Origin of the sequence: Streptomyces sp. NPDC059224, from assembly GCF_042754285.1 — a bacterium.
In the GTDB taxonomy this organism is placed as follows: domain Bacteria; phylum Actinomycetota; class Actinomycetes; order Streptomycetales; family Streptomycetaceae; genus Streptomyces.
The window spans coordinates 41,983-66,586 of the sequence record NZ_JBHZAN010000030.1; the positions used below are offsets into that span (position 1 = coordinate 41,983).

Consider the following 24,604-nt stretch of genomic DNA (forward strand, 5'->3'; position numbering starts at 1 on the left):
GAATCCCGCGCGGGAGCCGGGCCAACGAGCGGGCGGACGGCGCGTGCTGACGCGCCGTCCGCCCGTTTCGCGCGCGAGGGGCGGTCACGGGTTGCCGTGCGCGGCCGGGTGGGGCGGTCACGGTTCCCGCGCGCGGCCGGGTGCGGATGCGCCCTCCGGCTCGGGGTGTGTGCCTCGTCTCGTCGTGAGCCTTCTCTCTCACGGTGTGAAACCGTCCAAAAGTGTAATTAATGGACAGTCTTCATGAGGGTGCTGTCCGGGTGCCGTGTAGATTCCGGGGGCCGAGAGCCATTGAAGGGACCTATCCGGTGAACAAGAAGCTCGCGGCCGCACTGTCCGGCGGTGCGGTACTGGTAGTGGCACTGTCCGGGTGCAGCAGCAACAAGGGGACCGATCCCAAGCTGATCGCCTGGGCCAAGACCGTGTGTGACGCGGTGCCGGCGCAGGACGCGAAGATCAAGGCGGCCAACGCGGCCATCGCGCAGACGGCCTCGGACACCACGAGTTCGCCCGCGACCATCCAGAAGACCGACTCCCAGGCCTTCCAGGACATGTCCGACGGCTACAAGGCGCTCGCCTCGGCCATCGGCAGCGCCGGTGCGCCCCCTGGGATCGACGACGGTGCCAAGCGCCAGCAGGACGTCGTCAAGAACCTCAACAGCCTGTCCGCGTCCTACGCCGACCTGAAGAAGAAGGTCGACGCGCTCGACACCAAGAGCCAGGCGAAGTTCGCCACCGGCCTGCACGACGTCGCCTCCCAGATGGCGGACCTGGAGACGCAGAACAAGAGCGGCACCGCGGCCCTGGAGGCCCTGGAGCAGGGCGAGGTCAAGAACGCGATCGCCGAGCAGGCCAGCTGCAAGAAGGTCTCCGTGACGGCTTCCGCGTCGGCCTCGTCGACCGCGAGCTGACCCCCCGGGCTCAGGTCCACCCGAGGCGACGGCGACCGCCTCGGGACGCGTGGCGTGCCGGGAGCCGGGTGGTGTCCGGGCGTGCGGGGCGCGCCCGCACGGTGCCGGGAGCCGATGGACGGTGGCCGCCCGCCGGGCCTCGGCCGCCGCGAGCTGAGGCGGTCTCCGAGCGGTGGCGCGGGCCACAATGGAGGGCGTGACTGACTCCGGCCTCGCCACTCTTCCCGCCTCCGACCGACCCGACGTCGCCGCCAGGCTGCGCACCGCCCTGCTGGGCGCCTCCTTCACCGCCGACGGGCTCCTGGAGCTGCTGGGCGCGCCCGCCTACGCGGCGCTGGCCCGCAGCGAGACGGTGCCCGCGCTCCGGGCCACCCGCGGGGACACGCCACTGGAGACGCTCGTCCGGCTGTTCCTGCTCCAGCAGCCCGTACCGCACGCGCGCGTGGCGGACGTGCTGCCCGTGGACGCCCTCCTGGAGGGCGGCTGGCTGACCCGCGCGGGCGGCGACGAGGTCACGGCCACCGTCGACGTCCGGCCGTACGGCGGGCCCGACGGCGAGGACTGGTTCATCGTCTCCGACCTCGGCTGCGCGGTAGGCGGTGCCGGCGGCATCGGGCAGCGCCACGAGGGCGTCGTCCTGGGGGTCGGCGGCGCGTCCACGACGCTGGCCGGCATCACTGTCCGTACCCCCGTCTCCGCCGCCCTCGACCTCGGCACCGGCTCCGGCATCCAGGCGCTGCACGCCGCCCAGCACGCCACGCACGTGACGGCGACCGACCTCAACCCGCGCGCGCTGCACATCACGGCGCTCACGCTGGCACTGTCCGGGGCCCCGGCGGCCGACCTGCGCGAGGGCTCGCTGTTCGAGCCGGTCAAGGACGGGGAGGCGTACGACCTCATCGTGTCCAACCCGCCTTTCGTGATCTCGCCGGGTGCCCGGCTGACGTACCGGGACGGCGGGATGAGCGGGGACGATCTGTGCCGCTCGCTCGTTCAACAGGCCGGGGAGCGGCTGACCGAGGGCGGGTTCGCGCAGTTCCTCGCCAACTGGCAGCACGTCGCGGGGGAGGACTGGCAGGACAGGGTCAGGTCATGGGTGCCGCGCGGGTGCGACGCGTGGATCGTGCAGCGCGAGGTGCAGGACGTCAACCAGTACGCCGAGTTGTGGCTCCGGGACTCCGGCGACCACCGCGGGGACGCGGCGGAGTACCAGGCGCGGTACGACGCGTGGCTCGACGAGTTCGAGGCGCGCAAGGTCAAGGGTGTGGGATTCGGCTGGATCACGCTGCGGAGGACGGCGGCCGCCGTGCCGTCGGTCACGGTGGAGGAGTGGCCGCATCCGGTCGAACAGCCGCTCGGTGAGACGATCCGCGCGCACTTCGACCGTCTCGACTATCTCCGTGGGCACGACGACGCGGATCTGCTCGAAGGTCACTTCCGGCTCGCCGTCGAGGTGGTTCAGGAGCAGGTAGGGCTTCCCGGCGCCGAGGACCCGGAGCATGTGGTGCTGCGCCAGCACCGCGGGATGCGGCGCGCGACCAAGGTGGACACCGTGGGTGCCGGGTTCGCCGGGGTGTGCGACGGCTCGTTGAGCGCGGGGCGGATCCTCGACGCCATCGCCCAGCTGATGGGCGAGGATCCGGTGCTGCTGCGCGACCGTACGCCCGCACAGATCCGGCTGCTGGTGGAGCAGGGGTTCCTGGAGCCGGCGGGGTGACGGGGCCGGCGGGCTGACGGGGGCCGGTGGGCCGGTGGGCCGGCGGTCCTCCCGTTCTGCCGAAGGTCCTCCCGGCCTGTCGACGGGCGTCCCGGCCCCACGGACACGCCGGGAAAGGAAAAAGGCCGGAAAAATGTGGCCAGAATGTTCACCCCGTAGTCACTCGATCGCATGTTCGAAAGACTGAGGGTGCCTCGTTCACCGCGATTTCGCCCGTCGGCCTCCCGCCCGCCGTCCGTCCGTGCCAGTCTCCCCGCGCTGGGCAGTCACGGACGGCAGGGAAGGGGCGCGCGGGTCATGGAGAGCGGACCGGCGATCTTCGCGGGGGCGGTGTTCGCCCTGTTCGGAGGCGCACTGCTGGTGTGGACCGGCATCCGGGTCCGGCGTGGTGAACCCGTCGCCCAGGGTGTGAGTCAGGTCGCATCGGCCACCCTCGCAAGCCTTGCCGCGGTGATCGCGCTGGGCCTCGGCGCGTACTGCCTGACCCGCCTCTGAGCGCCACGTTCCGGTGATCGGAGCATCACGCTCCGGACAGGGCCGGGCGAGTGGCCGGGGACTCCGGGCGGCAGGAATGGCGGTAGTCGGGTTACCGTTCGAGTGGCCGTTGTGGGCTTTTCCCGTTTGACACGGGGGCGGGATGTACCGTCACACTCCGCAGCGTCACCAAGTGAGCGGGCGTCCGTGCCCGTGCCACGGCCCCGGGAGCAAGGCCTGGGGAGGCCCAGCGTCGACCGGAGAGAAGAGCGAAGTTGTCCCCGACCAGCGAGACCGCACAGGGCGGCCGCCGACTCGTCATCGTCGAGTCGCCTGCCAAGGCGAAGACGATCAAGGGCTATCTGGGCCCCGGATACGTCGTCGAAGCGAGCGTCGGGCACATCCGTGACCTTCCCAACGGCGCCGCGGAGGTGCCCGAGAAGTACACCGGTGAGGTCCGCCGCCTCGGCGTGGACGTCGAGCACGACTTCGAGCCGATCTATGTCGTCAACGCAGACAAGAGGGCGCAGGTCAAGAAGCTCAAGGACCTGCTGAAGGACTCCGACGAACTCTTCCTCGCCACCGATGAGGACCGCGAGGGGGAGGCCATCGCCTGGCACCTCCTGGAGGTCCTCAAGCCCAAGGTCCCGGTCAAGCGGATGGTCTTCCACGAGATCACCAAGGACGCGATCCGCGAGGCCGTCGCCAACCCGCGCGACCTGAACCAGCGCATGGTCGACGCCCAGGAGACCCGCCGCATCCTCGACCGCCTCTACGGCTACGAGGTCTCGCCGGTCCTGTGGAAGAAGGTCATGCCGCGCCTGTCGGCCGGCCGTGTCCAGTCCGTGGCGACCCGGCTCGTGGTGGAGCGGGAACGCGACCGCATCGCGTTCCGTTCCGCCGACTACTGGGACCTGACCGGCACCTTCGCGACCGGCCGTGCCGGCGACCCGTCGGACCCGTCGACGCTCGTCGCCCGACTGCAGGCCGTCGACGGCAGGCGCGTCGCCCAGGGCCGTGACTTCGACTCGCTCGGGCAGCTCAAGACCGCGAACACCCTCCACCTCGACGAGGCGAACGCCCGCGCCCTCGCCGCCGCCCTGGAGAACACCCGGTTCTCGGTCCGCTCGGTCGAGTCCAAGCCGTACCGCCGCTCGCCGTACGCCCCGTTCCGTACGACGACCCTCCAGCAGGAGGCCAGCCGCAAGCTCGGCTTCGGCGCCAAGGCCACCATGCAGGTCGCGCAGAAGCTGTACGAGAACGGCTACATCACCTACATGCGTACCGACTCCACGACGCTGAGCGACACGGCCGTCGCCGCCGCGCGGGCCCAGGTCACGCAGCTGTACGGCGCCGACTACCTGCCCTCCTCCCCCCGCGTGTACACCGGGAAGGTCAAGAACGCCCAGGAGGCGCACGAGGCGATCCGCCCCTCGGGTGATCGTTTCCGCACCCCGGCGGAGACCGGACTGACCGGCGACCAGTTCAAGCTCTACGAGCTGATCTGGAAGCGGACCGTCGCCTCCCAGATGAAGGACGCGACCGGCAACAGCGTCACCGTGAAGATCGCGGGCACCGCCGCCGACGGCCGGGACGCGGAGTTCAGCGCCTCCGGCAAGACGATCACCTTCCACGGCTTCCTCAAGGCCTACGTCGAGGGCGCCGACGACCCGAACGCGGAGCTGGACGACCGCGAGCGCCGGCTGCCCCAGGTCGGCGAGGGCGACGCGCTCTCCGCCGAGGAGATCACGGTCGACGGGCACTCCACCAAGCCCCCGGCCCGCTACACCGAGGCCTCGCTGGTCAAGGAGCTGGAAGAGCGCGAGATCGGTCGCCCGTCGACGTACGCGTCGATCATCGGCACGATCCTCGACCGCGGCTACGTCTTCAAGAAGGGCACGGCCCTCGTGCCGTCCTTCCTCTCCTTCGCCGTGGTCAACCTGCTGGAGAAGCACTTCGGCCGGCTGGTCGACTACGACTTCACCGCGAGGATGGAGGACGACCTCGACCGCATCGCCGCCGGACAGGCCCAGGCGGTGCCGTGGCTGAAGCGCTTCTACTTCGGAGAGGGCGGTGAGGACACCGCCACGGGCGGCGCGGCCGACGCCGGCAACGGCGACGGGGACCACCTCGGCGGCCTCAAGGAACTGGTGACCGACCTGGGCGCGATCGACGCCCGTGAGGTGTCCTCGTTCCCGGTGGGCAGCGGCATCGTGCTGCGGGTCGGGCGCTACGGCCCGTACATCGAGCGCGGCGAGAAGGACTCCGAGGGCCACCAGCGCGCGGACGTGCCGGAGGACCTGGCACCCGACGAGCTCTCCGTCGAGCTGGCGGAGGAACTGCTCGCCAAGCCGAGCGGTGACTTCGAGCTGGGCGTGGACCCGCAGACGGGCCACCAGATCATCGCCCGTGACGGCCGCTACGGCCCGTACGTCACCGAGGTGCTCCCCGAGGGCACCCCGAAGACCGGCAAGAACGCGGTCAAGCCGCGCACGGCATCACTCTTCAAGTCCATGGCCCTGGACACGGTCACCCTGGCGGACGCGCTCCAGCTGATGTCGCTGCCGCGGGTCGTCGGCGCCGACGCCGAGGGCCAGGAGATCACCGCGCAGAACGGGCGCTACGGGCCGTACCTGAAGAAGGGCACGGACTCGCGTTCGCTCACCTCCGAGGACCAGCTCTTCACGATCACCCTCGAAGAGGCGCTGGCGATCTACGCCCAGCCCAAGCAGCGGGGCCGGGCCGCCGCCAAGCCGCCGCTGAAGGAGCTGGGCACGGACCCGGTCAGCGAGAAGCCCGTCGTGGTGAAGGACGGCCGTTTCGGTCCGTACGTCACCGACGGGGAGACCAACGCGACCCTGCGCTCCGGCGACAGCGTCGAGGAGATCACCCCGGAGCGCGGCTTCGAACTGCTCGCCGAGAAGCGGGCCAAGACGCCCGCCAAGAAGACGGCGAAGAAGGCGCCCGCCAAGAAGACGGCTGCCGCCAAGAAGGCCGCGCCCGCCAAGAAGACGGCCGCCAAGAAGACCGCTGCCAAGACGACGACGGCCGCGAAGAAGACGACCGCCAAGAAGGCGGCGGCTGCCAAGGCGGCCGCGGAGGACTGAGCCACCCTCAGAACGTTGTACCGGTCACACCGGGCATACCGATTCCTGTCGGCGAATCCGGTTCATATCGGTCACACCGGTTCACGGTGTCTTCGCAACGCGCACGCCCCGGCATCAACTTGGTGTCGGGGTGTGTGTACCTGTGGACGGCGCGGCTGGCTGTCGGCGGCTGCCGATAGGCTGAAAGCATGACGCCAGCCGAGCAGCCAACGGCCCCCCGGACAGAACCGGACGACGCACTGGTAGCGGATTCCCGCGAACGCGCCGTCCGCTCGCTGCTGCGCCGACCCGAGCTGAGGCGGTTGTGGAGCGCGCAGCTCGTCAGTGGTGTCGGCGACACGCTGGCCCTCCTCGTGCTTGTCGTGCTCACGCTTCAAGCGGCGATCGTGCAGGGTTCGTTCGGCGGGGGCTACCGCGGTGTGGCGTTCGCGGTGGCGGTCGTCTTCGGCGTGCGCATTCTGGGCACCCTGCTCTTCGGCGCGGTCCTGCTGGGCCCGCTGACCACGCTGACCGCCCAGGACGGCCCGCTGGACCGCCGCTGGACCATGGTCGGAGCCGACGGCCTGCGCGCGATCCTGCTGATCGTCGCCCCCCTGTGGATCGACTGGACGCCGGAGAACGCCCCGGCGGTGCTTCTGGTCACCGCCTTCGTCACCGCCGTCGCCGAGCGTTTCTGGACGGTCTGCCGGGAGAGCGCGGCCCCCGCGCTGCTGCCGGCCCCGCCCCCGGAGGGCGCCACGGTACGGCCGCTGCCGGACCACCTGGACGCGCTGCGCCGCCTGTCGCTGCGGACGACGTTCCTCGCCGTCCCGCTCGCGGCCGCGGCGCTGGTCGTCGCCTCCCTGGTCAACAACCTGCTGGGCACCGGCATCGAGTGGTTCGCCCAGCACCAGGCGGCCCTCGGGTCGTACGTGGCGGCGGGCCTGTTCGCCGCCTCCCTCTCGGTGCTGGTCTACCTGGAGGTGCCCGGCGCGCGCACCCCGCGCGCGCGGTCACCGCTGGAGGGCCTGCGCCGCCCCAGGGCCGGCACCGGCACCGACAGGGGCCGTACCGGCGCCATCCCGTTGCTGGTGACGGCCTGCGCCGCGGTCGCCGGCGCCATCTCCGCCGCGGTCGCCGTCTCCGTGCTGCACGCCAAGGACCTGGGCGGCGGCCCGGTGCTGTACGGCCTGCTGGTGCTCGCGCTGACCGGCGGGGTGGCCGTCGGCATCCGCACCGCGCCCGCGCTGCTGCCGACGCTCTCCCGGCGCCGGCTGCTGTCGCTGGCGATCGCCTTCACCGGTGTCGCGCTGCTGGCCGGCGGTCTGGTCCCGGACGTCACCACCGTGCTGCTGATCGTCGCGCTGGCCGGTGTCGGCGCGGGTGTGGCCGCCAACACCGGGCACACCCTGCTCGACCAGGAGACCGAGGACTACCGCAAGCCGCGGACCACCGAGCACCTGCACGCGGTGGTCCGGGTCGCCATAGCGCTCGGCGCGCTGATCGCCCCCCTGGTGGCCGCCCTGATCGGGCCGCACCGCCTGGAGAACGGCAAGTTCGTGTTCGCGCACGGCGGCGCCGCGTTCACCCTGATGCTGGTCGGCGCGCTGCTGCTGCCGGTGGCCGCGCTGGTGCTGGCCAAGGTCGACGACCGCGCGGGCGTGCCGCTCCGGCACGATCTGCGGGACGCGCTGCTCGGCGGCGACGACCCGGTGCAGGAGCCCACGGCCAACGGCTTCTTCATCGCCCTGGAGGGCGGCGACGGCGCCGGGAAGTCCACCCAGGCCGAGGCCCTCGCCGAGTGGATCCGCGCCAAGGGCCACGAGGTGGTCCTCACCCGCGAGCCCGGTGCCACCCCGGTCGGCAAGCGGCTGCGCTCGATCCTGCTCGACGTCTCCTCGGCCGGACTGTCGCACCGCGCGGAGGCGCTGCTGTACGCCGCCGACCGCGCGGAGCACGTCGACACCGTCGTCCGGCCCGCCCTGGAGCGCGGCGCGGTCGTCATCTCCGACCGCTACATCGACTCCTCCGTCGCCTACCAGGGCGCCGGCCGGGACCTGTCCCCGACCGAGGTCGCCCGCATCAACCGCTGGGCCACCGCCGGACTGGTCCCGCATCTGACGGTCCTGCTGGACGTGGAGCCGGAGGCCGCCCGCGAGCGGTTCACCGAGGCCCCCGACCGGCTGGAGTCGGAGCCCGCCGAGTTCCACGCGCGCGTGCGGGCCGGGTTCCTGACGCTGGCCGCCGCCGACCCCGGCCGCTACCTGGTCGTCGACGCCGGCCAGGAGCCCGAGTCGGTGACCACCGTCATCCGGGCGCGGCTCGACACCGTGCTGCCGCTGTCCGAGGCCGAGGTCAAGGCCGCCGAGGAGGCGCGCAAGGCCGCCGAGGAGGAGGCCCGCCGCAAGGCCGAGGAAGAGGCCGCGCGCAAGGCCGAGGAGGAGCGTCAGGAGCGGGAGCGCCAGGAGCAGCTCGCCAAGCTCCGCGCCGAGGAGGAGGAGCGCAAGCGCCGCGAGCTGGAGGAGGCGCAGCGCCGCGAGGCCGAACGGCAGGCGGAGGAGGCCCGGCTGCGTGCCGAGGAGGCCCGCCGGCGTGCCGAGGAGGAGCAGGCCCGGCTGCTCGCCGAGGAGCAGGCCCGAGCGGAGGCCGAGGCCCGCCGCAGGGCCGAGGAGGAGCGGCGCCGCCAGCAGGCCGAGGAGGAGGCCCGGCTGCACGCCGAGGCCGAGGAACGGCGCCTGGAGAAGCAGCGTAAGGCCGAGGAAGCCCTGCTCAAGGCCGAGCAGGCGCGGCGTGCGGCGGCGGAGGCGGCGGCCGCGGCCGACGTGGCCGCCCGGGAGTCGGCCGCCCCCCGGCCGACCGCGCCCGGTGTCACACCGGAGGCGACGACCATGCCGACGCCGGTGGTGCGCCCCGACGACGAACCGCCCGCGGCGCCGCAGCGCGCGGCGGACGAGACGGCGGTACTGCGCCCGGTGCGCGCGGACCGCGAGCCCGCGGCCCGGGAGTCCGAGTCCGAGGTGACGGCGCAGCTGCCGCAGCCGCCTGCGGGGCCGTCCGACGAAACGGCCGTGCTGCCTCCGGTGGTACCGGGGGCAGCGGACGAGACGGCGGTCCTGCCGCCCGTGGTGCCCGGCGCCGCCGATGAGACGGCCGTGCTGCCTTCGGTGCGCGACGACGCCACCGCTCCCACGGACGCCCCGGCGGACCGGATGCCGCCCGGTTTCTTCCGGGACGAGCGGGAGGGCGGTCCGGACGGCAACCCCGACGGATCCGAAGGCCGTACGCGCGAGCTGCCGCAGGTGGACGGCGACGGTACGGCCCGGCGGCAGCGCCCCCGGCCCGACTGGGCCGAGGAGACCCCGCTGGACGACCTGCCGTCGCTGGCGGACGAGCTGCTGGGGTCGTACGAGGAAGAGGAGTTCGACGACGAGCGGGGCCGCCGGGGCCGTGGGCGGCGCGGCTGACCCGGCCCCTGAGGCCGGAAGCGCTCGTACGGGGGCGGTACGGGTCGGGATGCCGGCCGGTGCCGCCCCCGCCGCCGTGCGCAGGTGCGCACGGCGGCGGACGTCCGCACGGCGGCAGGGACCCTCCGCCGGCCTGGGGCCTCCCGCCGGCGCGGCCCCGTTGTCAGTGGGCGCCCGCACAATGGAGTCCGCACCACGGAACCGGTGGCCTGCGGATCCGGAAAGAGAATCACGACGTGGCACGGACGGAAGGGCGGCGTGACCCATGACCGTATGGGACGACCTCGTCGGGCAGGAGCGGGTGAGCGAGGTGCTCACCGCCGCCGCCCGGGACGCCGACGCCCTGGTCACCGCCGCCGCGGCTCAGCAGCCGCTGCCGGAGACGTCGAAGATGACGCATGCCTGGCTGTTCACGGGCCCGCCGGGGGCCGGACGGATCCAGGCGGCGCGATCCTTCGCCGCCGCCCTGCAGTGCGTGAGCCCCGACCGCGCCCTAGGCGGAGCCCCCGGCTGCGGCTTCTGCGACGGCTGTCACACCGCCCTGATCGGCACCCACGCGGACGTCTCCTCGGTCGCGGCCGTCGGCTCCGAGATCCTGGTCAGGGACATGCGTGACACGGTCCGCAAGTCCTACACGGCCCCGGCGACCGGCCGCTGGCAGATCATCCTCGTCGAGGACGCCGAGCGGCTGAACGAGAAGTCGGCCAACGCCGTGCTCAAGGCCGTCGAGGAGCCCGCGCCCCGCACGGTCTGGCTGCTGTGCGCGCCGTCCGTCGAGGACGTGCTGCCCACGATCCGCTCCCGCTGCCGTCACCTGAACCTCAGCACTCCCTCGGTGCAGGCGGTCGCCGACATGCTCGTACGGCGCGAGGGCATCGAGCCCGAGGTGGCCGCGGCGGCCGCCCGCGCCACCCAGGGGCATGTCGACCGGGCCCGCCGGCTGGCCTCGGACCCGGCCGCCCGTGCGCGCCGTGCCGCCGTGCTGAAGCTGCCGCTGCGGCTGGACGAGATCGGCGCGTGCCTGAAGGCCGCCCAGGAGCTGGTCGACGCGGCGGCCGAGGACGCCAAGCAGCTCGCCGAGGAGACGGACGGCAAGGAGACCGAGGAGCTGAAGGCGGCGCTCGGCGCCGCCGAGGGCGGGCGGCTGCCGCGTGGCACGGCGGGCGTGATGAAGGACCTGGAGGACATGCAGAAGCGCCGTCGCACCCGGACCCAGCGGGACAGCCTCGACGTCGCCCTCACCGACCTCATCGGCTTCTACCGCGATGTCCTCGCCCTCCAGCTGGGCTCGCGGGTCGCGATCGCCAACGGGGACGCCGAGGACGCCCTGCAGCGGCTGGCCCGCGCCGGCTCGCCCGAGGCCACGCTCCGCCGGATCGAGGCGATCACGGCCTGCCGGGACGCCCTCGACCGCAATGTGGCGCCGCTGCTCGCGGTGGAGGCGATGACGATGGCGCTCAGAGCGGGCTGAGCGGGCCGAGCTGGGTGAGCGGGCTCGGCACGGTCCCCGGGGAGGTGGGGCCGCCGGTTGACCGGGGTCACCCGTACGAGCCATGGTCAACACGCACCGCACGGAGATCATCTCTCAGCGTTACGCTCGATTGATGCACACCAGGCGAACCCTCCGCCGTATCCGGACCCGGACTCGCGCCGGCGCCCTGACCTCGGTGGCTCTGCTGTCGGCCGCTGCCCTGCTCGTCTCCGCGTGCTCCGCCCCGGACAGCGCGTCGACATCCGCGTCGGCCGGCATCGCCGAGCTGGCCGCGCTGCCCCGGTCGACGCCGTCCGCGCTGGCGCCGTACTACGACCAGAAGCTCAGCTGGCGCAGCTGCGGAGTCCCCGGCTTCCAGTGCGCGACGATGAAGGCCCCGCTCGACTACGGGAAGCCCGGCGCGGGCGACGTCCGGCTGGCGGTCGCCCGGAAGAAGGCCACAGGCAAGACCAAGCCGCTCGGGTCGCTGCTGGTCAACCCGGGCGGCCCGGGTGGCTCGGCGGTGGACTACCTCCAGCAGTACGCCGGCATCGGCTACCCCGCCGAGGTGCGGGCGCGTTACGACATGGTCGCGATGGACCCGCGCGGGGTCGCCCGCAGCGAGCCCGTCGAGTGTCTCGACGGACCGCAGATGGACAGGTTCACCGAGACCGACGTGACACCCGACGACCAGAGGGAGACGGACGAACTGGTCGGGCAGTTCAAGAAGTTCGCCGAGGAGTGCGGGAGGCACTCGGCGGAGCTGCTGCGCCATGTCTCCACCGCCGACTCGGCACGCGACATGGACATCCTGCGTGCGGTGCTCGGCGACCCGAAGCTGAACTACGTGGGGGCGTCGTACGGCACCTTCCTCGGTGCGACCTACGCGGGGCTGTTCCCCGAGCGGGTCGGGCGGATGGTCCTGGACGGCGCGATCGACCCCTCCCTGTCCGCGCGCCAGATGAACCTGGAGCAGACGGCCGGGTTCGAGACGGCGTTCCAGTCGTTCGCGAAGGACTGCGCGAAACGCACGGACTGTCCGCTGGGCGCGAAGGGCAGCTCGCCCACCGAGATCGCGGACAACCTCGGCACGTTCTTCCGGAAGCTCGACGCACACCCGATCCCGACCGGCGACGCGGACGGCCGCAAGCTCACCGAGTCCCTCGGCACGACCGGGGTGATCGCGGCCATGTACGACCAGGCGGAGTGGGAGCGGCTGCGCGACGCGCTGCACGCGGCGATGAAGGACAACGACGGCGCGGGCCTGCTCGCCCTCTCCGACAGCTACTACGAGCGGGACGCGGACGGCCGGTACTCGAACCTGATGTTCGCCAACGCGGCGGTGAACTGCCTGGACCTGCCGCCCGCCTTCAACGGACCCGAGCAGGTCGACAAGACGCTGCCCGAGTTCGAGAAGGCGTCGCCGGTGTTCGGGGCCAACCTGGCGTGGGCCTCGCTTAACTGCACGTACTGGCCGGTGCGGGCCGCGGGGGAGCCGCATCGCATCAAGGCGGAGGGCGCCGCCCCGATCGTCGTGGTCGGCACCACCCGTGATCCGGCGACGCCGTACCCCTGGGCCCAGTCCCTGGCCCGCCAGCTCACCTCGGCCCGTCTCCTCACCTACGTCGGCGACGGTCACACCGCGTACGGCCGGGGCAGCACCTGCATCGACTCGGCGATCGACGCCTACCTCCTCAAGGGCACCCCGCCGGCGGAGGGAAAGCGCTGCTCATAGCCCCTGCACGCGTCCCGGGAGCCGCGCTCCCGGGGCGTGTCCTGAGCATCCTCGGAAACTGTGTAGACTTACCGACGTCGCTGATCGCACCATAGTGCGGGCGACGCGCCGCCTTAGCTCAGATGGCCAGAGCAACGCACTCGTAATGCGTAGGTCTCGGGTTCGAATCCCGAAGGCGGCTCTACTGGAAACCCAGCTCAGACACTCTCTGAGCTGGGTTTTCTCGTTCAGTGGATGCGGCGACGGCGCTGGGAACGGGCCGCGCGGCTGTCGGCGGTCTCCGTTCCGGCCCTGGTCGCGGTTCCGGCACGGATCGAACCGCCGGCCCTTCCCACCGCACACTCGGGCGTTCCCGCAGCCGCGTCGTCGGGTGAGGCGCTGAAGCCGCCACCTCGGGCTGCAGAGCTCGTGCCGGAGGGGCGGCGGGCGCTGTCGCGCGCGAGAGCCCGACAGCGTGGGAAGTGACATCAAGTCACCCTCAAATTCACCGCAAGGCGCGGCCATTTCTGGAGTGCCGGAGTACTCGGGACAACTTTTTTATGAACAATGAGGGTTGCCCGTTCGACGCGAGGGTGCCGGAATCGGCTGGATGGGGTGAGGGCATGGCGCAGCCGAGGCTCGCGGTGGCCGTGGTGACGATGGGGAACCGGCCCGACGAAGTCGACGCCCTGCTCAGGTCCGTCGCCAAGCAGGACCTCGCCCCCGACCGCATCGTGATCGTCGGCAACGGCTGCCGGCTCCCCGAGTTCGCGCACCGCCTCGGCCTGCCCGGCGAGGTCACCACCGTCGACGTCGAGGACAACCTCGGCTGCCCCGGCGGCCGCAACGTCGCCCTCGCCCGGCTGCGGATGTTCGGTGACGTGGACGTCGTCGTCGAACTGGACGACGACGGGGTGCTCGTCGACGTCGAGGTGTTCCGGCAGGTCCGGGATCTGTTCGCCGCCGACCCCCGCCTCGGCATCGTCGGCTTCCGCATCGCGGACGAGCAGGGCGCGACCCAGCAGCGGCACGTGCCGCGCGTCGGGAACGCCGACCCGATGCGCGGGGGGTACGTCACCGGTTTCCTCGGTGGCGGGCACGCCCTGCGCATGGCCATGCTCACGGAGACCGGCGACTGGCCCGCCGAGTTCTTCTTCGCGCACGAGGAGACCGACCTGGCCTGGCGGGCCGCCGACGCCGGCTGGAAGATCCTCTACGCGCCCGAGCTGCTCCTCCAGCACCCCCGGACCTCGCCGGCCCGGCATGCCGTCTACTTCCGGGTGACCGCCCGCAACCGGGTCTGGCTGACCCGCCGTCGGCTGCCCCTGCCGCTGATCCCGGTGCATCTGGCCGTGTGGATGCTGATCACCGTCCTGCGTACCCGGTCGCCGGGCGGGCTGCGGGCCTGGTTCGCGGGCTTCGCGGAGGGGATGCGTGAACCTGCCGGCGAGCGGCGGCCGATGCGCTGGCGCACGGTCTGGCGGCTCACCCGGCTCGGCCGCCCACCCGTCATCTGAGTCCGGTGGCTCCGCCGGAGACCGGAAACACGACGAGGGCCCGGTCGTTCACCTCCGCCGACCGGGACCCTCTCGCGTCCCCGGATCCAGGCCTGCGGCGACACTCCCCCGAGTTGCGCGGTGTACACGCGCGCCGTCGGGCCCGGTCCGATACAAAGATCACATCAGGGCTCGCCAACGGATCGCTAACATATGGCCAGCGGTTCTCCTGGAGGTCGCCGACCGGTTGGCGTGAAGCCGTGGTACGCCTCCGGGCACAAGCCGGAAACCCTGCGGGATTCCGGCTCCGACGGCACGGAGAAGGTGGCGGGAACTCGTCCACGACGGGATCGCTTTCCGCCAGAAGCCAGGTCAGGCGCCAGGCAGCGGCGGGCATCCCCGCCGTACGGCGCGGTCGGCCACGACCGTAGGGAAGGCGAGGGGCGCGGTGATGCGGCGGTACGAGCTGCGGTTCGGACTGCTGGGAGCTCCGGTGCTGTATCTGCCCGGCGGCGAGGTGCGGCCGATCGGCAGCCCCAAGGTGCGCGCGCTGCTCGCCACGCTCCTCCTGGAGGCGGGGCGGATCGTCTCCGTCGGCTCGGTCAAGGACGCGCTGTGGGGCGGGGCGCCCCCGGTGTCCGCACAGGCCTCGCTGCACAACCACGTCACCCGGCTGCGCCGGCTCCTCGACGACCCGGAGCGGCTGCGCGCGGTACCGCCCGGCTACCTGCTGCGCGTCGACGGCGGTGAGCTGGACGTCGAGGTGTTCGACACGCGGGTGGCGCAGGCGCGCGCGGCACACGGGCGCCGGGAGTGGGCGACGGTGCTGAGCGTGTGCGCCGACGGGCTCGGGCTCTGGCGCGGCAGCCCGCTCTGCGGCCTCCCCGCCGGCTTCGGCGGCTACGCCTTCGTGCAGCGCCTGGAGGAGGCCCGGCTGCTCCTGCTGGAGTGGCGTTACGACGCGGAACTCGCCCTCGGCGGCCCGCGGCTCGGCGGTGTCGTCCCGGAGCTGACGGCGCTGGTCGCGGAGTACCCGCTCCGTGAGGCCTACCACCGTCAGTTGATGCTCGCCCTGCACCGCACCGGCCGTCAGGCCGAGGCCCTCGCCGTCCACCGCGACCTCCGCAACCGGCTGATCGAGGAACTCGGCGTCGAGCCGGGAACGGCCGTACGCGAGGCCCATGTGCGGGTGCTGCGAGGGAGCGACGGGGCGGGGGAGGGCGCGCCGTACCAGGGTGCGAGCGACGGGAGTCCGCCAAGTGCGCAGGCAGGGGGCGGCGGACGGACGGGTTCGGGTGTCTCCGTGACCGAGGCGTCGGGTGACCGGCGATCGGCGGACGACGGCGGCGACGCCGATGCCGGGGCGGGGTGCCCGCCGGACGACGAGGAGGAGCGGCCCGCCGGCCCCGGTTCTGCGCGCGTCGGGCCCGCGCCCCCCTGCCCGGCCCAACTCCCCGCGGCCCCTGCGTACTTCACCGGACGTGACGTCGTCCGTGAGGAACTGCGCCGTGCGCTCGTCCCGGCGGCCGCCCCGGCCGTCGCGGTCGTCAGCGGAATGGCCGGTGTCGGCAAGAGCGCCCTCGCGCTCCATGTCGCCCATGATCTGCGGGAACGTTTCCCTGACGGTCAGCTCTACGTCAACCTGCACGGCGCCACCCCGGGCGTACCGCCGCTGGCTCCCGCCCAGGCGCTCGCCGCGCTGCTGCGCGACCTCGGCGCCGACCCCCGGCACATCCCCGATCACCCGGACGCGGCCGCCGCGTTGCTGCGTTCCCTGCTCGCGCCGACCCGCACCCTGCTGTTGTTCGACGACGCCGCGAACGCCGCCCAGGTGCGGCCACTGCTCCCCGGCGGCCCCGGTTGCGCGGTGATCGTCACCAGCCGTTCGCCGCTGACCGCGCTCGACGGCGCTCGCGGCTTTCCGCTCGGGCCGCTGACCGGCGAGGACAGCGCGGCCCTGTTGCGCACGGTCAGCGGGCGGGCGGAGATCGACGCCGGTCATCCGCTGGTCGGCCTCACCGGCCGGCTGCCGCTCGCCCTGCGGGTGGTCGCCGCCCGGCTGGCCGCGCGCCGCGCCCTCACCCCCGAGGTACTGGCCGGTCAGCTCGCCGCCACCGAGGGCAGGCTGCACCACCTCGAGTACGACGACCTGAGCGTCCGGCGCTCCCTCGCCGTCGCCCATGACGCCCTCGCCGCCTCCGCGCGCGCACCCGACCGCGACGCCGCCCTCGCCCTGCGCCACGTCGGCGCCCTCGACCTGCCCACCTACGGCGCCCTGCTGGTCGCCCGCCTCACCGGCCTCGACGCGCCACGCGCCGAGGCCGCCCTGGACCGGCTGGTCGAGGTGGCCCTCCTGGAGGAGACCGCCTACGGCCGCTACACCCCGCACGACCTGGTACGGGACTTCGCCCGGGAACTGGCCGAGGGGACCGACCGCACCGAGGCCGCACTCACCGTCCTGCGCTGGTTCGCCGCCGTCGCGGAGCTGTCCCTCGTCGCCATCCTGGAACCCGGCCTCGAACAGAGCGACCGCCGCCGGCCCACCGTCGCCCAGCCCGCCGAACACCGGCCCTACACCGCCGCCCTGGCCCCCTTCGAGTGTGCCGAGACCGCCTTCGCCTGGGGTGATCTGGAGCTGGAGAACATCGTCGCCCTGGTGGAGCGGTACGCCGAGACCGCCGATCCGCGCATCAGCGCCTACCTCTCCACGCTGGTCCGGCTGCTCTTTCCCTATGTCCTGCGCAGCGGCCGGGTCGCCGAGATGGAGGTGCTCGGCACGGCCGCCCTGGCCGCCGCCCGCCGCCTGGGCGACGAGCCCGCCGAGGCCTATGCCCTGGGCGACCTGGCCGGGCTGCACTTCCTGACCGGCCGCCAGCGGGAGGCCCTCGCGCTGACCGACCAGGCCCTCGCCATCTGGCGGCGGCTGGGCGTGGTGTCCTGGATCCGGCGCAGCCTGAACAACCGGGGTCTGCTCCTGGAGGGGCTCGGACGGTACGAGGAGTCGGGCGAGGCGCTGCGGCAGAGCCTGGAGTACTCCCGGCAGCTCAACGACCCCTACGGCGAGGCCGTCACCCACAGCCACCTCGGCAACCTCTACGAGCACACCGACCCCCGCGCCGCCATCGAGCAGCACCGGCGCTCACTGGCGATCGGGGACGCCATCGGCGCCGTCATCGTGCAGCACTCGGCGCGCTGCAACATCGGCTACGCCCATCTCACCCTCGGCGAACCCGCGGCCGCCGCCACGCACTTCGAGGACAGCCTGCGCGTCCTCGGTCAGCACGGTGACTGGCACGGCGAGTCGCAGACCCGGCTCGGCCTGGTCCGTGCCCTGCGCGGCACCGGCGACACGGACCGTGCCCAGCGCGAGTGCGCCGAACTCCTGCACCGTGCCGACGCCCGCGCCGACCGCTACAGCGGTGGTCTCGCCCGCCACCAACTCGGTCTGCTCCTGCGCGAGCAGGGCCGTACGAGCGAGGCGCACGACGCCTGGCGCGCGGCCCTGGCCGCCCTGGACGGCACCGACGCGCCCGACGTCCTCGTGGAACTGCGCGAGCTGCTGTCGGCCGGCGACTGATCACTTCGCGTCGGCATAGCACTCCACCACCGCGGTCGTGAACGGGAAGCGGACCGGTGTCCTGCCGAACGTCAGCCGTCCCGCCAGGTCGGCCGCCTCCCGGATCGCCGCCACGACCACCTCGGTCTCCTCCTCGGGACAGTGCACGATCACCTCGTCGTGCTGGAAGAAGACCAGCTCGGCCGCCATGTCCGCACAGGTCCGGCGCAGCGCCGCGAGCATCAGCAGAGCCCAGTCGGCGGCGCTGCCCTGGACGACGAAGTTACGCGCGAAGCGGCCCCTGGCGCGGGAGTTGGTGGATGCGTATCCCGGCACCCAGCCCTCGGCCGTCTGCCCCTCCGCCTCCTGCTGGGGCATGCCCGCCTCCTCCGCGCCGTCCCCCGCCCCGGCCGCCGGCGGACAGGTCCGGCCCAGCCAGGTCCGCACCAGCCGGCCCTCCTCGCCGGCCCGTGCCGCCTCGTCGACGTACGCCACCGCCCTGGGGAAACGACGTCTGAGCGCGGCCAGGTTCTTCAGGCCGTCGCCGGAGGTCTGGCCGTAGACCGCGCCCAGGACGGCGAGCTTGGCCTGCCCGCGGTCACCGGAGAAGGCGCGGTCGGAGACGGCCTGGTAGAGGTCGGTCTCCCGTCCCGCGACCTCCATGAGCCCCGGGTCGCGGGAGATCGCCGCGAGCACCCGGGGCTCCATCTGGTCGGCGTCGGCGACGACCAGCCGCCAGCCGGGGTCGGCGACCGCCGCCCGCCGGATCACCTTGGGGATCTGCAGGGCGCCCCCGCCATTGGTCACCCAGCGCCCGGTGACCGTGCCGCCCGCCTGGAACTCGGGCCGGAACCGGCCCTCGCGCACCCAGTCCTGGAGCCAGGTCCAGCCGTGCGCCACCCAGATCCGGTACAGCTTCTTGTAGGCGAGGAGAGGTTCCACCGCCGGGTGGTCGATGGCGGAGATCTCCCAGCGGCGGGTGGACTTCACCTTGATCCCGGACTGGGCGAAGGCCTTGATCACGTCGGCGGGCAGATCCGGGCGGACGCGTCTGCCGAACGCGGCCGACACCTCGTCCGCCAGTTCGGCGAGCCGACGGGGCTCGCCGCCGCCCGCGTACCGCTCGCCGAGCAGTTCACGCAGCACCTCGCGGTGGACCCCGGCGCTCCAGGGCAGGCCCGCGCGGTTCATCTCGGCGGCGATCAGCATGCCCGCCGACTCCGCGGCCGTCAGCAGCCGCATCCGTTCCGGGTGTTCGGTCAGGTCGTGCCGCCGCTGCTGCTCGGCGTAGACCGCGAGGAGTTCGTCGAGCGTCAGGCGGGCGGTGCCCTGTGGCTCGAACAGCGGGGACTGCGCGCCCGGTTCGGCCGAGCGCTGGGGCGGATCGGGCGGTACGGGGCCGCCGCGGAGGCGGGCCAGGGCGGCGGCGGCCGAGTGCGGCTCACCGGACCGTCCCTCGTGGCCCAGCAGGAGCGTCTCGGCGTCCTCGATGTCGTAGCACCGCTCTACTCGCACCCCCGTGGCGAGCAGACGCGGGTAGACCTCGGCGGTCGACCGCCACACCCAGCGTGTGACCTCCGGACGGCCCCCGACCGCCGCGGCGAGATCGGACTCCCGCCGCACCGGCCCGGCGGGCAGCCCGTCCGGGCCGAGGGGGGCGACATCCACGCCACCGTCCTCGGCCGGAGCGAGAGCCCACCGGTCGGTCATGCCGCGAGTCTGGCACCCGGCACTGACAATGGCGCTGACCTGGGGGTTCGATCTCTGGGCGGTGGACGTCTCAGCCCGCCGCTCCCTTCCGCGGCTCGCCCGCCGCCTCCGCCTCCGCTGCCGCGCCCGCGGCCTGCGCCGCCGCGTTCTTCTGTTCCAGCAGCAGTCCCAGCACCTTGTGCATGTACTCCTCGGTCGCGGGCTTGGTGATGCCCAGTTCGCTGAGGACGCCCTCGCCGTTCTCGTGCTCCAGGAGGGCCAGCAGCAGGTGCTCGGTGCCGATGTAGTTGTGGCCGAGGCGCAGGGCCTCGCGGAAGGTGAGTTCGAGGGCCTTCTTGGCCTCCGGGCCGTAGGGGATGAGGTCCGGGACGTTCTCGGCGGCGGGCGGGAGGGCGGCCGTCGCCGTCTGGCGCACGGTGTCCAGCAGGACGCCCTGCGCCAGGATCGCCTTCGCCCCGATGCCGTCCGGCTCGGCCAGGAGGCCGAGGACCAGGTGCTCGGGCCTGCCCTCGGGGTTGCGTGCCGCGAGCGCCTCGTTGTGGGCCGCCATGACCACGTTCTTCGCCCGCGGGGTGTAGCGGCCGAAGCCCTGGCTGGGGTCGAGGTCGGCCGACTCCTTGGGCACGAAGCGCTTCTGGGCCGCCTGCCGGGTCACGCCCATGCTCTTGCCGATCTCCGTCCAGGACGCGCCCGAGCGCCGGGCCTGGTCGACGAAGTGGCCGATCAGGTGGTCGGCCACGTCGCCCAGGTGATCGGCGGCGATCACCGCGTCCTGGAGCTGGTCGAGGGGTTCGGGGTGAACCGTCTTGATCGCCGCGATGAGGTCGTCGAGGCGTACGGATGCCGTGATGTTCGGGTTGGTCGCCATGTGTCAACCGTAGGTTGACAGTGACGGGATGTCAACCGCCGGTTGACACTTCTCCGGGGCCGTCGAGGCGGCGGGGCCGGGGCGGTTGTCCACAGGGTGTGGACGACCGCCGGGCACCGTCCGTGGCGCGTGGCACGATCGAGGTGTGACCAGCAGTGAATCCAGCACCGTCGACCGAGCCTTCCAGGCCGCCCTGTACGACGGCACCGAATCCGGCCTCGACACGGGCGCGTCCCTCCTCGCGGCCGATTCCGGCGCGGACACGGAACTCGCGCGCCGGGGCCGGGAGTTCGTCGCGGCAGCCTGGCGGCGCGGCTGGCAGCCCGCCGACGTCGTACGACTGGTGCGACGCGAACTGGACGACCCGCACGTCCGGCTCGCCGTCGGCCTGATCCGGGAGCAGCGGCCGGACGACCGGCCGCGCGGCCCGCGGTGGCAGGCGCAGCTGGACGCGCTGCCGGACGGCCACGCACGCGTGGGGGACCGTTTCTCGCACTCCACCGCCGTTCTGGAGCTGTACCGGCTCCTGCTGAGGCTGCCCTCCCTGGAGCCTCTCGACGAGTCCGGGCCCCGCGCGGACGCGCACCGGCCGGAGTCGCGCATGCTCACCCGGATCCGCGCGCTGCTCGCCAAGGCCGAGGCGACCGGTTTTCCCGAGGAGGCGGAGGCGCTCAGCGCCAAGGCGCAGGAGCTGATGGCCCGGCACAGCGTCGACGAGGCACTGCTCGCGGCGGGGGCGCCCGCGCCCGACGCGCCCGGAGCCTGCCGGGTCGGGGTCGAGCCGCCCTACGAGCAGGCCAAGGCGGTGCTGCTCGACGCGGTCGCCTCGGCCAACCACTGCCGTGCGGTGTGGAACGAGCCGCTGGCGTTCTCCACGGTCGTCGGCTTCGAGGGGGACCTGGAGGCGGTCGAACTGCTCTACACCTCCCTGCTGGTGCAGGCCACGCACGCGATGACGAAGGCGGAGGCGGCGCAGCGGGCGGGCGGCCGTAAGCGGACCAAGACGTTCCGCCAGTCCTTCCTGGCGGCGTACGCCCACCGCGTCGGCGACCGGCTGACGGCCGCAGCGCGGACGGCCGTCACCAGCACCGAGGCGCCCCAGGACCCGCTCCCGGTCCTGGCCGGCAGGGAGACGGCCGTGACCGACCACATGGAGCGGATGTTCCCGGAGACCACCACGACCCGGCTGCGCGGGGTGAGCGACGAGGCGGGCTGGGCGGAGGGCACGAGAGCGGCGGACCGGGCCCAGGTCCACTCCCGCTCCCCACTGCCCTAGGGCCGGGCGCGGGCCGCTCCGGCCGCCCGGAATCAGTCCCCCGCCTGCTGGAACGCGCCCACCGTCGCGTTCGGCTTGTCCGCGGAGCCGTTGCCCGCCACCGGCCCGTACTTCCAGGGGAAGCTCTCCGTCGCGTCGCCCCCCGGCAGGGACACCGTCATCGACGTGGCCGCGACGCCCGTGCTGTCGCCGTCCTTGCCGCGCACATAGCTGATCGAGAACGTCGCGGAGTCGCCCTTGGCGAGCTTGAGCTTCTCGGACTTGGCGCCCGACAGGGCGGGCACCGTCGCCGACGTGCCGCCCGCCTTCAGCGTGACGCCGGCGAAGCCGTCGAGCGTGCACGGCGCGCTCTGGTTCGTGATGCTCACCGGCACCTCGCCGGTGTCGCCCGCGGCCGGCGCGACGCTCGCGGAGCCGACCTGGACCGAGACCTTGCCCACCTCGCAGGCCGAGCTGTTCTTGCCGCTGGTGCCGCCGTCGCCGTCGTCGCAGGCGGTCAGGGCGAGGGCGGCGGCGAGGGCCGTGACGGTGAGCGGAATGACGCGCATGAGCAGATCCCCATCGAGGTCGTGGCGGTGTCCCAGCATCATCACGCCCCGGCCCGAGTCCCGCGCGGCCGCCCCCGCTCTTGAACGTGTCGCGGCGCGCTCCCGTCGGCCGGTGAGGACCGGTGAAAGTACGACTCAGCCGCCGGACGCGCCCCTATTACCCCGATAAGGGCTACTGTCCCAGCCCTGCCGTGGGCAGTCCCGACGGCAGCTTGCCGCCTTCCGCCTTGGTGTACGTCTCCTCGCCGGTTTTTCCGGACCAGGTGACCTTCATGCCGTTCTTGCTGACCGAGTCGACCATTCCGGTGACCCGGTCCTTGCTGCCGCCCGTGCAGGTGAGGTGGATCATCTGCATCCCGGCCTCCGCACCGGCCGTTCCGCTGCACACGGATCCGCCGGTCTCGAAGAGCCCGGCCTGCTTGCCGGTGATCACAAGAGCGACGATCCTGCCACTGCTCGTGGTGATCCAGCTGCCCTGCAGCGTGTCGGACCTGGCTGTGGTGTTGTCCGCCCCGGAGGTGGCGGTCGCGGCCGCCGACGACGTGCCCGGCGAGGTGGCCGAGGGGTCACCGCCGGAACCGCCGCTGCTGCACGCGGCCAGCGTGAGCGCACCCGCCAGCCCCGCCGCGGCGGCGGCCACGATCCGCACCGCCGGTCGCGCGGCCGGCCGCACGCCGCCCGCGCCCGAAGCCGTCCCCGAGGAGGCCGAACTCGCGGCCGCGGCCCCGGTCGTGTCCGTGTGGGTCGTAGCCGTACTCGCCGTAGCCGTGGTCACCGCAACGCTCCCAACCTCTAGGGGGTCGGCCGCCCGGCCGTCCGGACGACAGCCGCAAGCTACCAGGACTCACCCGGAGGACCTGTGGACACCAGGTAGGCATCTCTTGTGAGCCGCCCCCGCCATGACCCCGCCCTCCTTTCGCTCCGGGACGCGCGCACGCTCGCCGGGCCCGGGCGAACCCCCGTCGGGGCGGACGACCCGTTTCCCGGTCGTCGTCGTCGACGTGCGGGTTCTCCCTGCGACCCGGCGCGGATGCCGTCCGTCCGGTGGTCCGATGCTGTTCCGGTCAATATCGCTCACCGGACCATCACGTGGACGCTGGAACAGGAAGGCCTCGGTACGCGTCTCTTCCTAGTACACGCGGGGTGCGATCCGGACGGCCCGGCGCAGAGGATGGCGCGCAAGATCATGCACGGGCCGGGGCTCGCATGCCTGGGGAGCTCCGGGGCAGACGCTGGAAGAGCTTCGGTAAAGCGGTCGTCAAAGCTGTAACCGCAGGAACACCCCCCGTGCACGTGCATCTGCTCATGCATATGCACGTGAACAGGGCTATGATCCGGTTCAGTTGACCGCTGCATCAATGGTCACATCAGCCAGTTAGTGCACCACCGGGGAGCGACCTGTGGACCTCGACGTTGACAGCGTGTACGGGGGGTTTGACGTGTACAACGGCATGGCTGCGACGCAGCTGGACGGAGTGGCCTGGCAGAAGAGCAGGCACAGCAACTCGCAGGGTTCCTGCGTCGAGTTCGCGCGGTTGCCGGGCGGTGACGTGGCGGTACGCAACTCGCGTTTCCCCGACGGTCCGGCGCTCGTCTACACGCGCGCGGAGATCGAGGCGATGCTCCTCGGTGTCAAGGACGGCGAGTTCGACCACCTGATAGTGAGCTGAGACCGGCACGCCCGGAGAGCCCTCGCACATGGACCGCGGAGCGCGGGTGAGGGCACGGTAACGCGCGTAGAAACCCGGCGTCCGAAGGCGCCGGGTTTCCCTATTCGGCGGACTGGAGCCGGAACAGCGCCCAGACCACCTTGCCGCTGAGGGTGCCCGCCAGCGGATGCCAGCCCCAGCTGTCGCTGAAGGATTCGACCAGGAACAGCCCGCGGCCCGACTCCGCCGAGAAGTCCTCGGAGTCCCTGGGTGCGGGGGTGTCGTGGCTCGGGTCGCGCACCGCGCACACCAGCCGCTCGGTCCACCTCATCAGGTGCAGCCGGACGGCCGGAGCCGGCGGAGCGGCGGGGCGCTCGGGCTCACCGGGCACCGCGTGCCGCAGGGCGTTGGTGACCAGCTCCGACACGACGAGACAGATGTCGTCGAAGCGCTCGCCCACGTCCCACTGGCCGAGGGTTCTCCGGGTGAAGTGCCGGGCCTCGCGCACCGCTTCGTAGCGGGCCGGGAGGGCACAGGAGGCGGCGTCGGACACGGCCGCGGGATCAAGCGGCGGAAGGCCCTGCCGTAATGGCTTGAGCATGGTCGATCCATTCGTCCCCATGCGAGGCACTCCCGGGAATTCGCGGTCGTTGCGATGCAGCGG

At 72.7% G+C, this 24,604-nt stretch carries 16 protein-coding genes and 1 tRNA gene; 12 read left to right on the forward strand and 5 right to left on the reverse strand.

Annotated elements, in window-relative coordinates; translation table 11 throughout:
* The first annotated feature begins 308 nt into the window (after nt 1-308).
* The 10 genes from ACFXI4_RS30940 to ACFXI4_RS30985 all read left to right on the forward strand — a co-directional run bounded on the left by ACFXI4_RS30940 (nt 309) and on the right by ACFXI4_RS30985 (nt 17,910).
* A complete protein-coding gene (locus ACFXI4_RS30940) occupies nt 309-911 on the forward strand; it encodes a small secreted protein (protein ID WP_362733060.1) in 603 nt (200 codons plus the stop codon).
* Between the two features lie 187 nt (nt 912-1,098).
* On the forward strand, nt 1,099-2,628 hold the full coding sequence (locus ACFXI4_RS30945; RefSeq protein WP_384997120.1) for a methyltransferase: 1,530 nt from the start codon (nt 1,099-1,101) through the stop codon (nt 2,626-2,628).
* 297 nt (nt 2,629-2,925) lie between these two features.
* Entirely contained in the window at nt 2,926-3,123 is a 198-nt protein-coding gene (locus tag ACFXI4_RS30950) for a hypothetical protein (protein ID WP_351747218.1), read from the forward strand.
* A gap of 254 nt (nt 3,124-3,377) precedes the next feature.
* Entirely contained in the window at nt 3,378-6,209 is a 2,832-nt protein-coding gene (gene topA / locus ACFXI4_RS30955) for a type I DNA topoisomerase (RefSeq protein WP_384997122.1), read from the forward strand.
* A gap of 188 nt (nt 6,210-6,397) precedes the next feature.
* Nucleotides 6,398-9,652 carry a dTMP kinase gene (gene tmk / locus ACFXI4_RS30960; protein WP_384997124.1) on the forward strand — a complete coding sequence of 1,085 codons (3,255 nt, stop codon included), beginning with the start codon at nt 6,398-6,400 and terminating at the stop codon, nt 9,650-9,652.
* 265 nt (nt 9,653-9,917) lie between these two features.
* Entirely contained in the window at nt 9,918-11,123 is a 1,206-nt protein-coding gene (locus tag ACFXI4_RS30965) for a DNA polymerase III subunit delta' (RefSeq protein WP_384997126.1), read from the forward strand.
* 133 nt (nt 11,124-11,256) lie between these two features.
* Nucleotides 11,257-12,858 (forward strand): alpha/beta hydrolase, encoded by a 1,602-nt coding sequence (locus ACFXI4_RS30970; protein WP_384997128.1) that lies wholly within the window; start codon nt 11,257-11,259, stop codon nt 12,856-12,858.
* A gap of 107 nt (nt 12,859-12,965) precedes the next feature.
* Nucleotides 12,966-13,039 (forward strand) — tRNA-Thr (locus ACFXI4_RS30975).
* Between the two features lie 421 nt (nt 13,040-13,460).
* Nucleotides 13,461-14,354: a glycosyltransferase family 2 protein gene (locus tag ACFXI4_RS30980; RefSeq protein ID WP_384997130.1), complete on the forward strand. Its 894-nt coding sequence runs from the start codon at nt 13,461-13,463 to the stop codon at nt 14,352-14,354.
* A gap of 430 nt (nt 14,355-14,784) precedes the next feature.
* Nucleotides 14,785-17,910: a BTAD domain-containing putative transcriptional regulator gene (locus ACFXI4_RS30985; RefSeq protein ID WP_384997132.1), complete on the forward strand. Its 3,126-nt coding sequence runs from the start codon at nt 14,785-14,787 to the stop codon at nt 17,908-17,910.
* Here the strand turns inward: ACFXI4_RS30985 and ACFXI4_RS30990 are convergent, their stop codons facing one another.
* A complete protein-coding gene (locus tag ACFXI4_RS30990) occupies nt 17,911-19,599 on the reverse strand; it encodes a bifunctional 3'-5' exonuclease/DNA polymerase (RefSeq protein WP_384997134.1) in 1,689 nt (562 codons plus the stop codon).
* Nucleotides 19,600-19,669: 70 nt separating this feature from the next.
* Nucleotides 19,670-20,467: a Clp protease N-terminal domain-containing protein gene (locus ACFXI4_RS30995; protein WP_384997136.1), complete on the reverse strand. Its 798-nt coding sequence runs from the start codon at nt 20,465-20,467 to the stop codon at nt 19,670-19,672.
* 145 nt (nt 20,468-20,612) lie between these two features.
* Between ACFXI4_RS30995 and ACFXI4_RS31000 the strand changes: the two genes are divergently transcribed.
* Nucleotides 20,613-21,743: a DUF2786 domain-containing protein gene (locus ACFXI4_RS31000; protein ID WP_384997138.1), complete on the forward strand. Its 1,131-nt coding sequence runs from the start codon at nt 20,613-20,615 to the stop codon at nt 21,741-21,743.
* A 32-nt stretch (nt 21,744-21,775) separates the two neighbouring features.
* Here the strand turns inward: ACFXI4_RS31000 and ACFXI4_RS31005 are convergent, their stop codons facing one another.
* Together ACFXI4_RS31005 and ACFXI4_RS31010 are read right to left on the reverse strand one after the other, a co-directional pair.
* Nucleotides 21,776-22,291, reverse strand: coding sequence for a DUF4232 domain-containing protein (locus ACFXI4_RS31005; protein WP_362732187.1), 516 nt, complete (start codon nt 22,289-22,291; stop codon nt 21,776-21,778).
* Between the two features lie 172 nt (nt 22,292-22,463).
* Nucleotides 22,464-22,964: a hypothetical protein gene (locus tag ACFXI4_RS31010; RefSeq protein ID WP_384997247.1), complete on the reverse strand. Its 501-nt coding sequence runs from the start codon at nt 22,962-22,964 to the stop codon at nt 22,464-22,466.
* A 727-nt stretch (nt 22,965-23,691) separates the two neighbouring features.
* Between ACFXI4_RS31010 and ACFXI4_RS31015 the strand changes: the two genes are divergently transcribed.
* A complete protein-coding gene (locus ACFXI4_RS31015; protein WP_362717341.1) occupies nt 23,692-23,961 on the forward strand; it encodes a DUF397 domain-containing protein in 270 nt (89 codons plus the stop codon).
* 100 nt (nt 23,962-24,061) lie between these two features.
* On the opposite strand, the gene ACFXI4_RS31020 is transcribed toward ACFXI4_RS31015, so the two are convergent.
* A complete protein-coding gene (locus ACFXI4_RS31020; protein ID WP_384997141.1) occupies nt 24,062-24,541 on the reverse strand; it encodes an ATP-binding protein in 480 nt (159 codons plus the stop codon).
* Nucleotides 24,542-24,604 lie beyond the last annotated feature (63 nt).

Excerpts from the sequence above, each read along its gene's own strand:
- ACFXI4_RS30945 (WP_384997120.1), top strand. The coding sequence starts at position 1,099 with ATGGAGGGCGTGACTGACTCCGGCCTCGCCACTCTTCCCGCCTCCGAC.
- ACFXI4_RS30950 (WP_351747218.1), top strand. The coding sequence starts at position 2,926 with ATGGAGAGCGGACCGGCGATCTTCGCGGGGGCGGTGTTCGCCCTGTTC.
- tmk (WP_384997124.1), top strand. The coding sequence starts at position 6,398 with ATGACGCCAGCCGAGCAGCCAACGGCCCCCCGGACAGAACCGGACGAC.
- ACFXI4_RS30965 (WP_384997126.1), top strand. The coding sequence starts at position 9,918 with ATGACCGTATGGGACGACCTCGTCGGGCAGGAGCGGGTGAGCGAGGTG.
- ACFXI4_RS30970 (WP_384997128.1), top strand. The coding sequence starts at position 11,257 with ATGCACACCAGGCGAACCCTCCGCCGTATCCGGACCCGGACTCGCGCC.
- ACFXI4_RS30980 (WP_384997130.1), top strand. The coding sequence starts at position 13,461 with ATGGCGCAGCCGAGGCTCGCGGTGGCCGTGGTGACGATGGGGAACCGG.
- ACFXI4_RS30985 (WP_384997132.1), top strand. The coding sequence starts at position 14,785 with ATGCGGCGGTACGAGCTGCGGTTCGGACTGCTGGGAGCTCCGGTGCTG.
- ACFXI4_RS30990 (WP_384997134.1), bottom strand. The coding sequence starts at position 19,599 with ATGACCGACCGGTGGGCTCTCGCTCCGGCCGAGGACGGTGGCGTGGAT.
- ACFXI4_RS30995 (WP_384997136.1), bottom strand. The coding sequence starts at position 20,467 with ATGGCGACCAACCCGAACATCACGGCATCCGTACGCCTCGACGACCTC.
- ACFXI4_RS31005 (WP_362732187.1), bottom strand. The coding sequence starts at position 22,291 with ATGCGCGTCATTCCGCTCACCGTCACGGCCCTCGCCGCCGCCCTCGCC.
- ACFXI4_RS31020 (WP_384997141.1), bottom strand. The coding sequence starts at position 24,541 with ATGCTCAAGCCATTACGGCAGGGCCTTCCGCCGCTTGATCCCGCGGCC.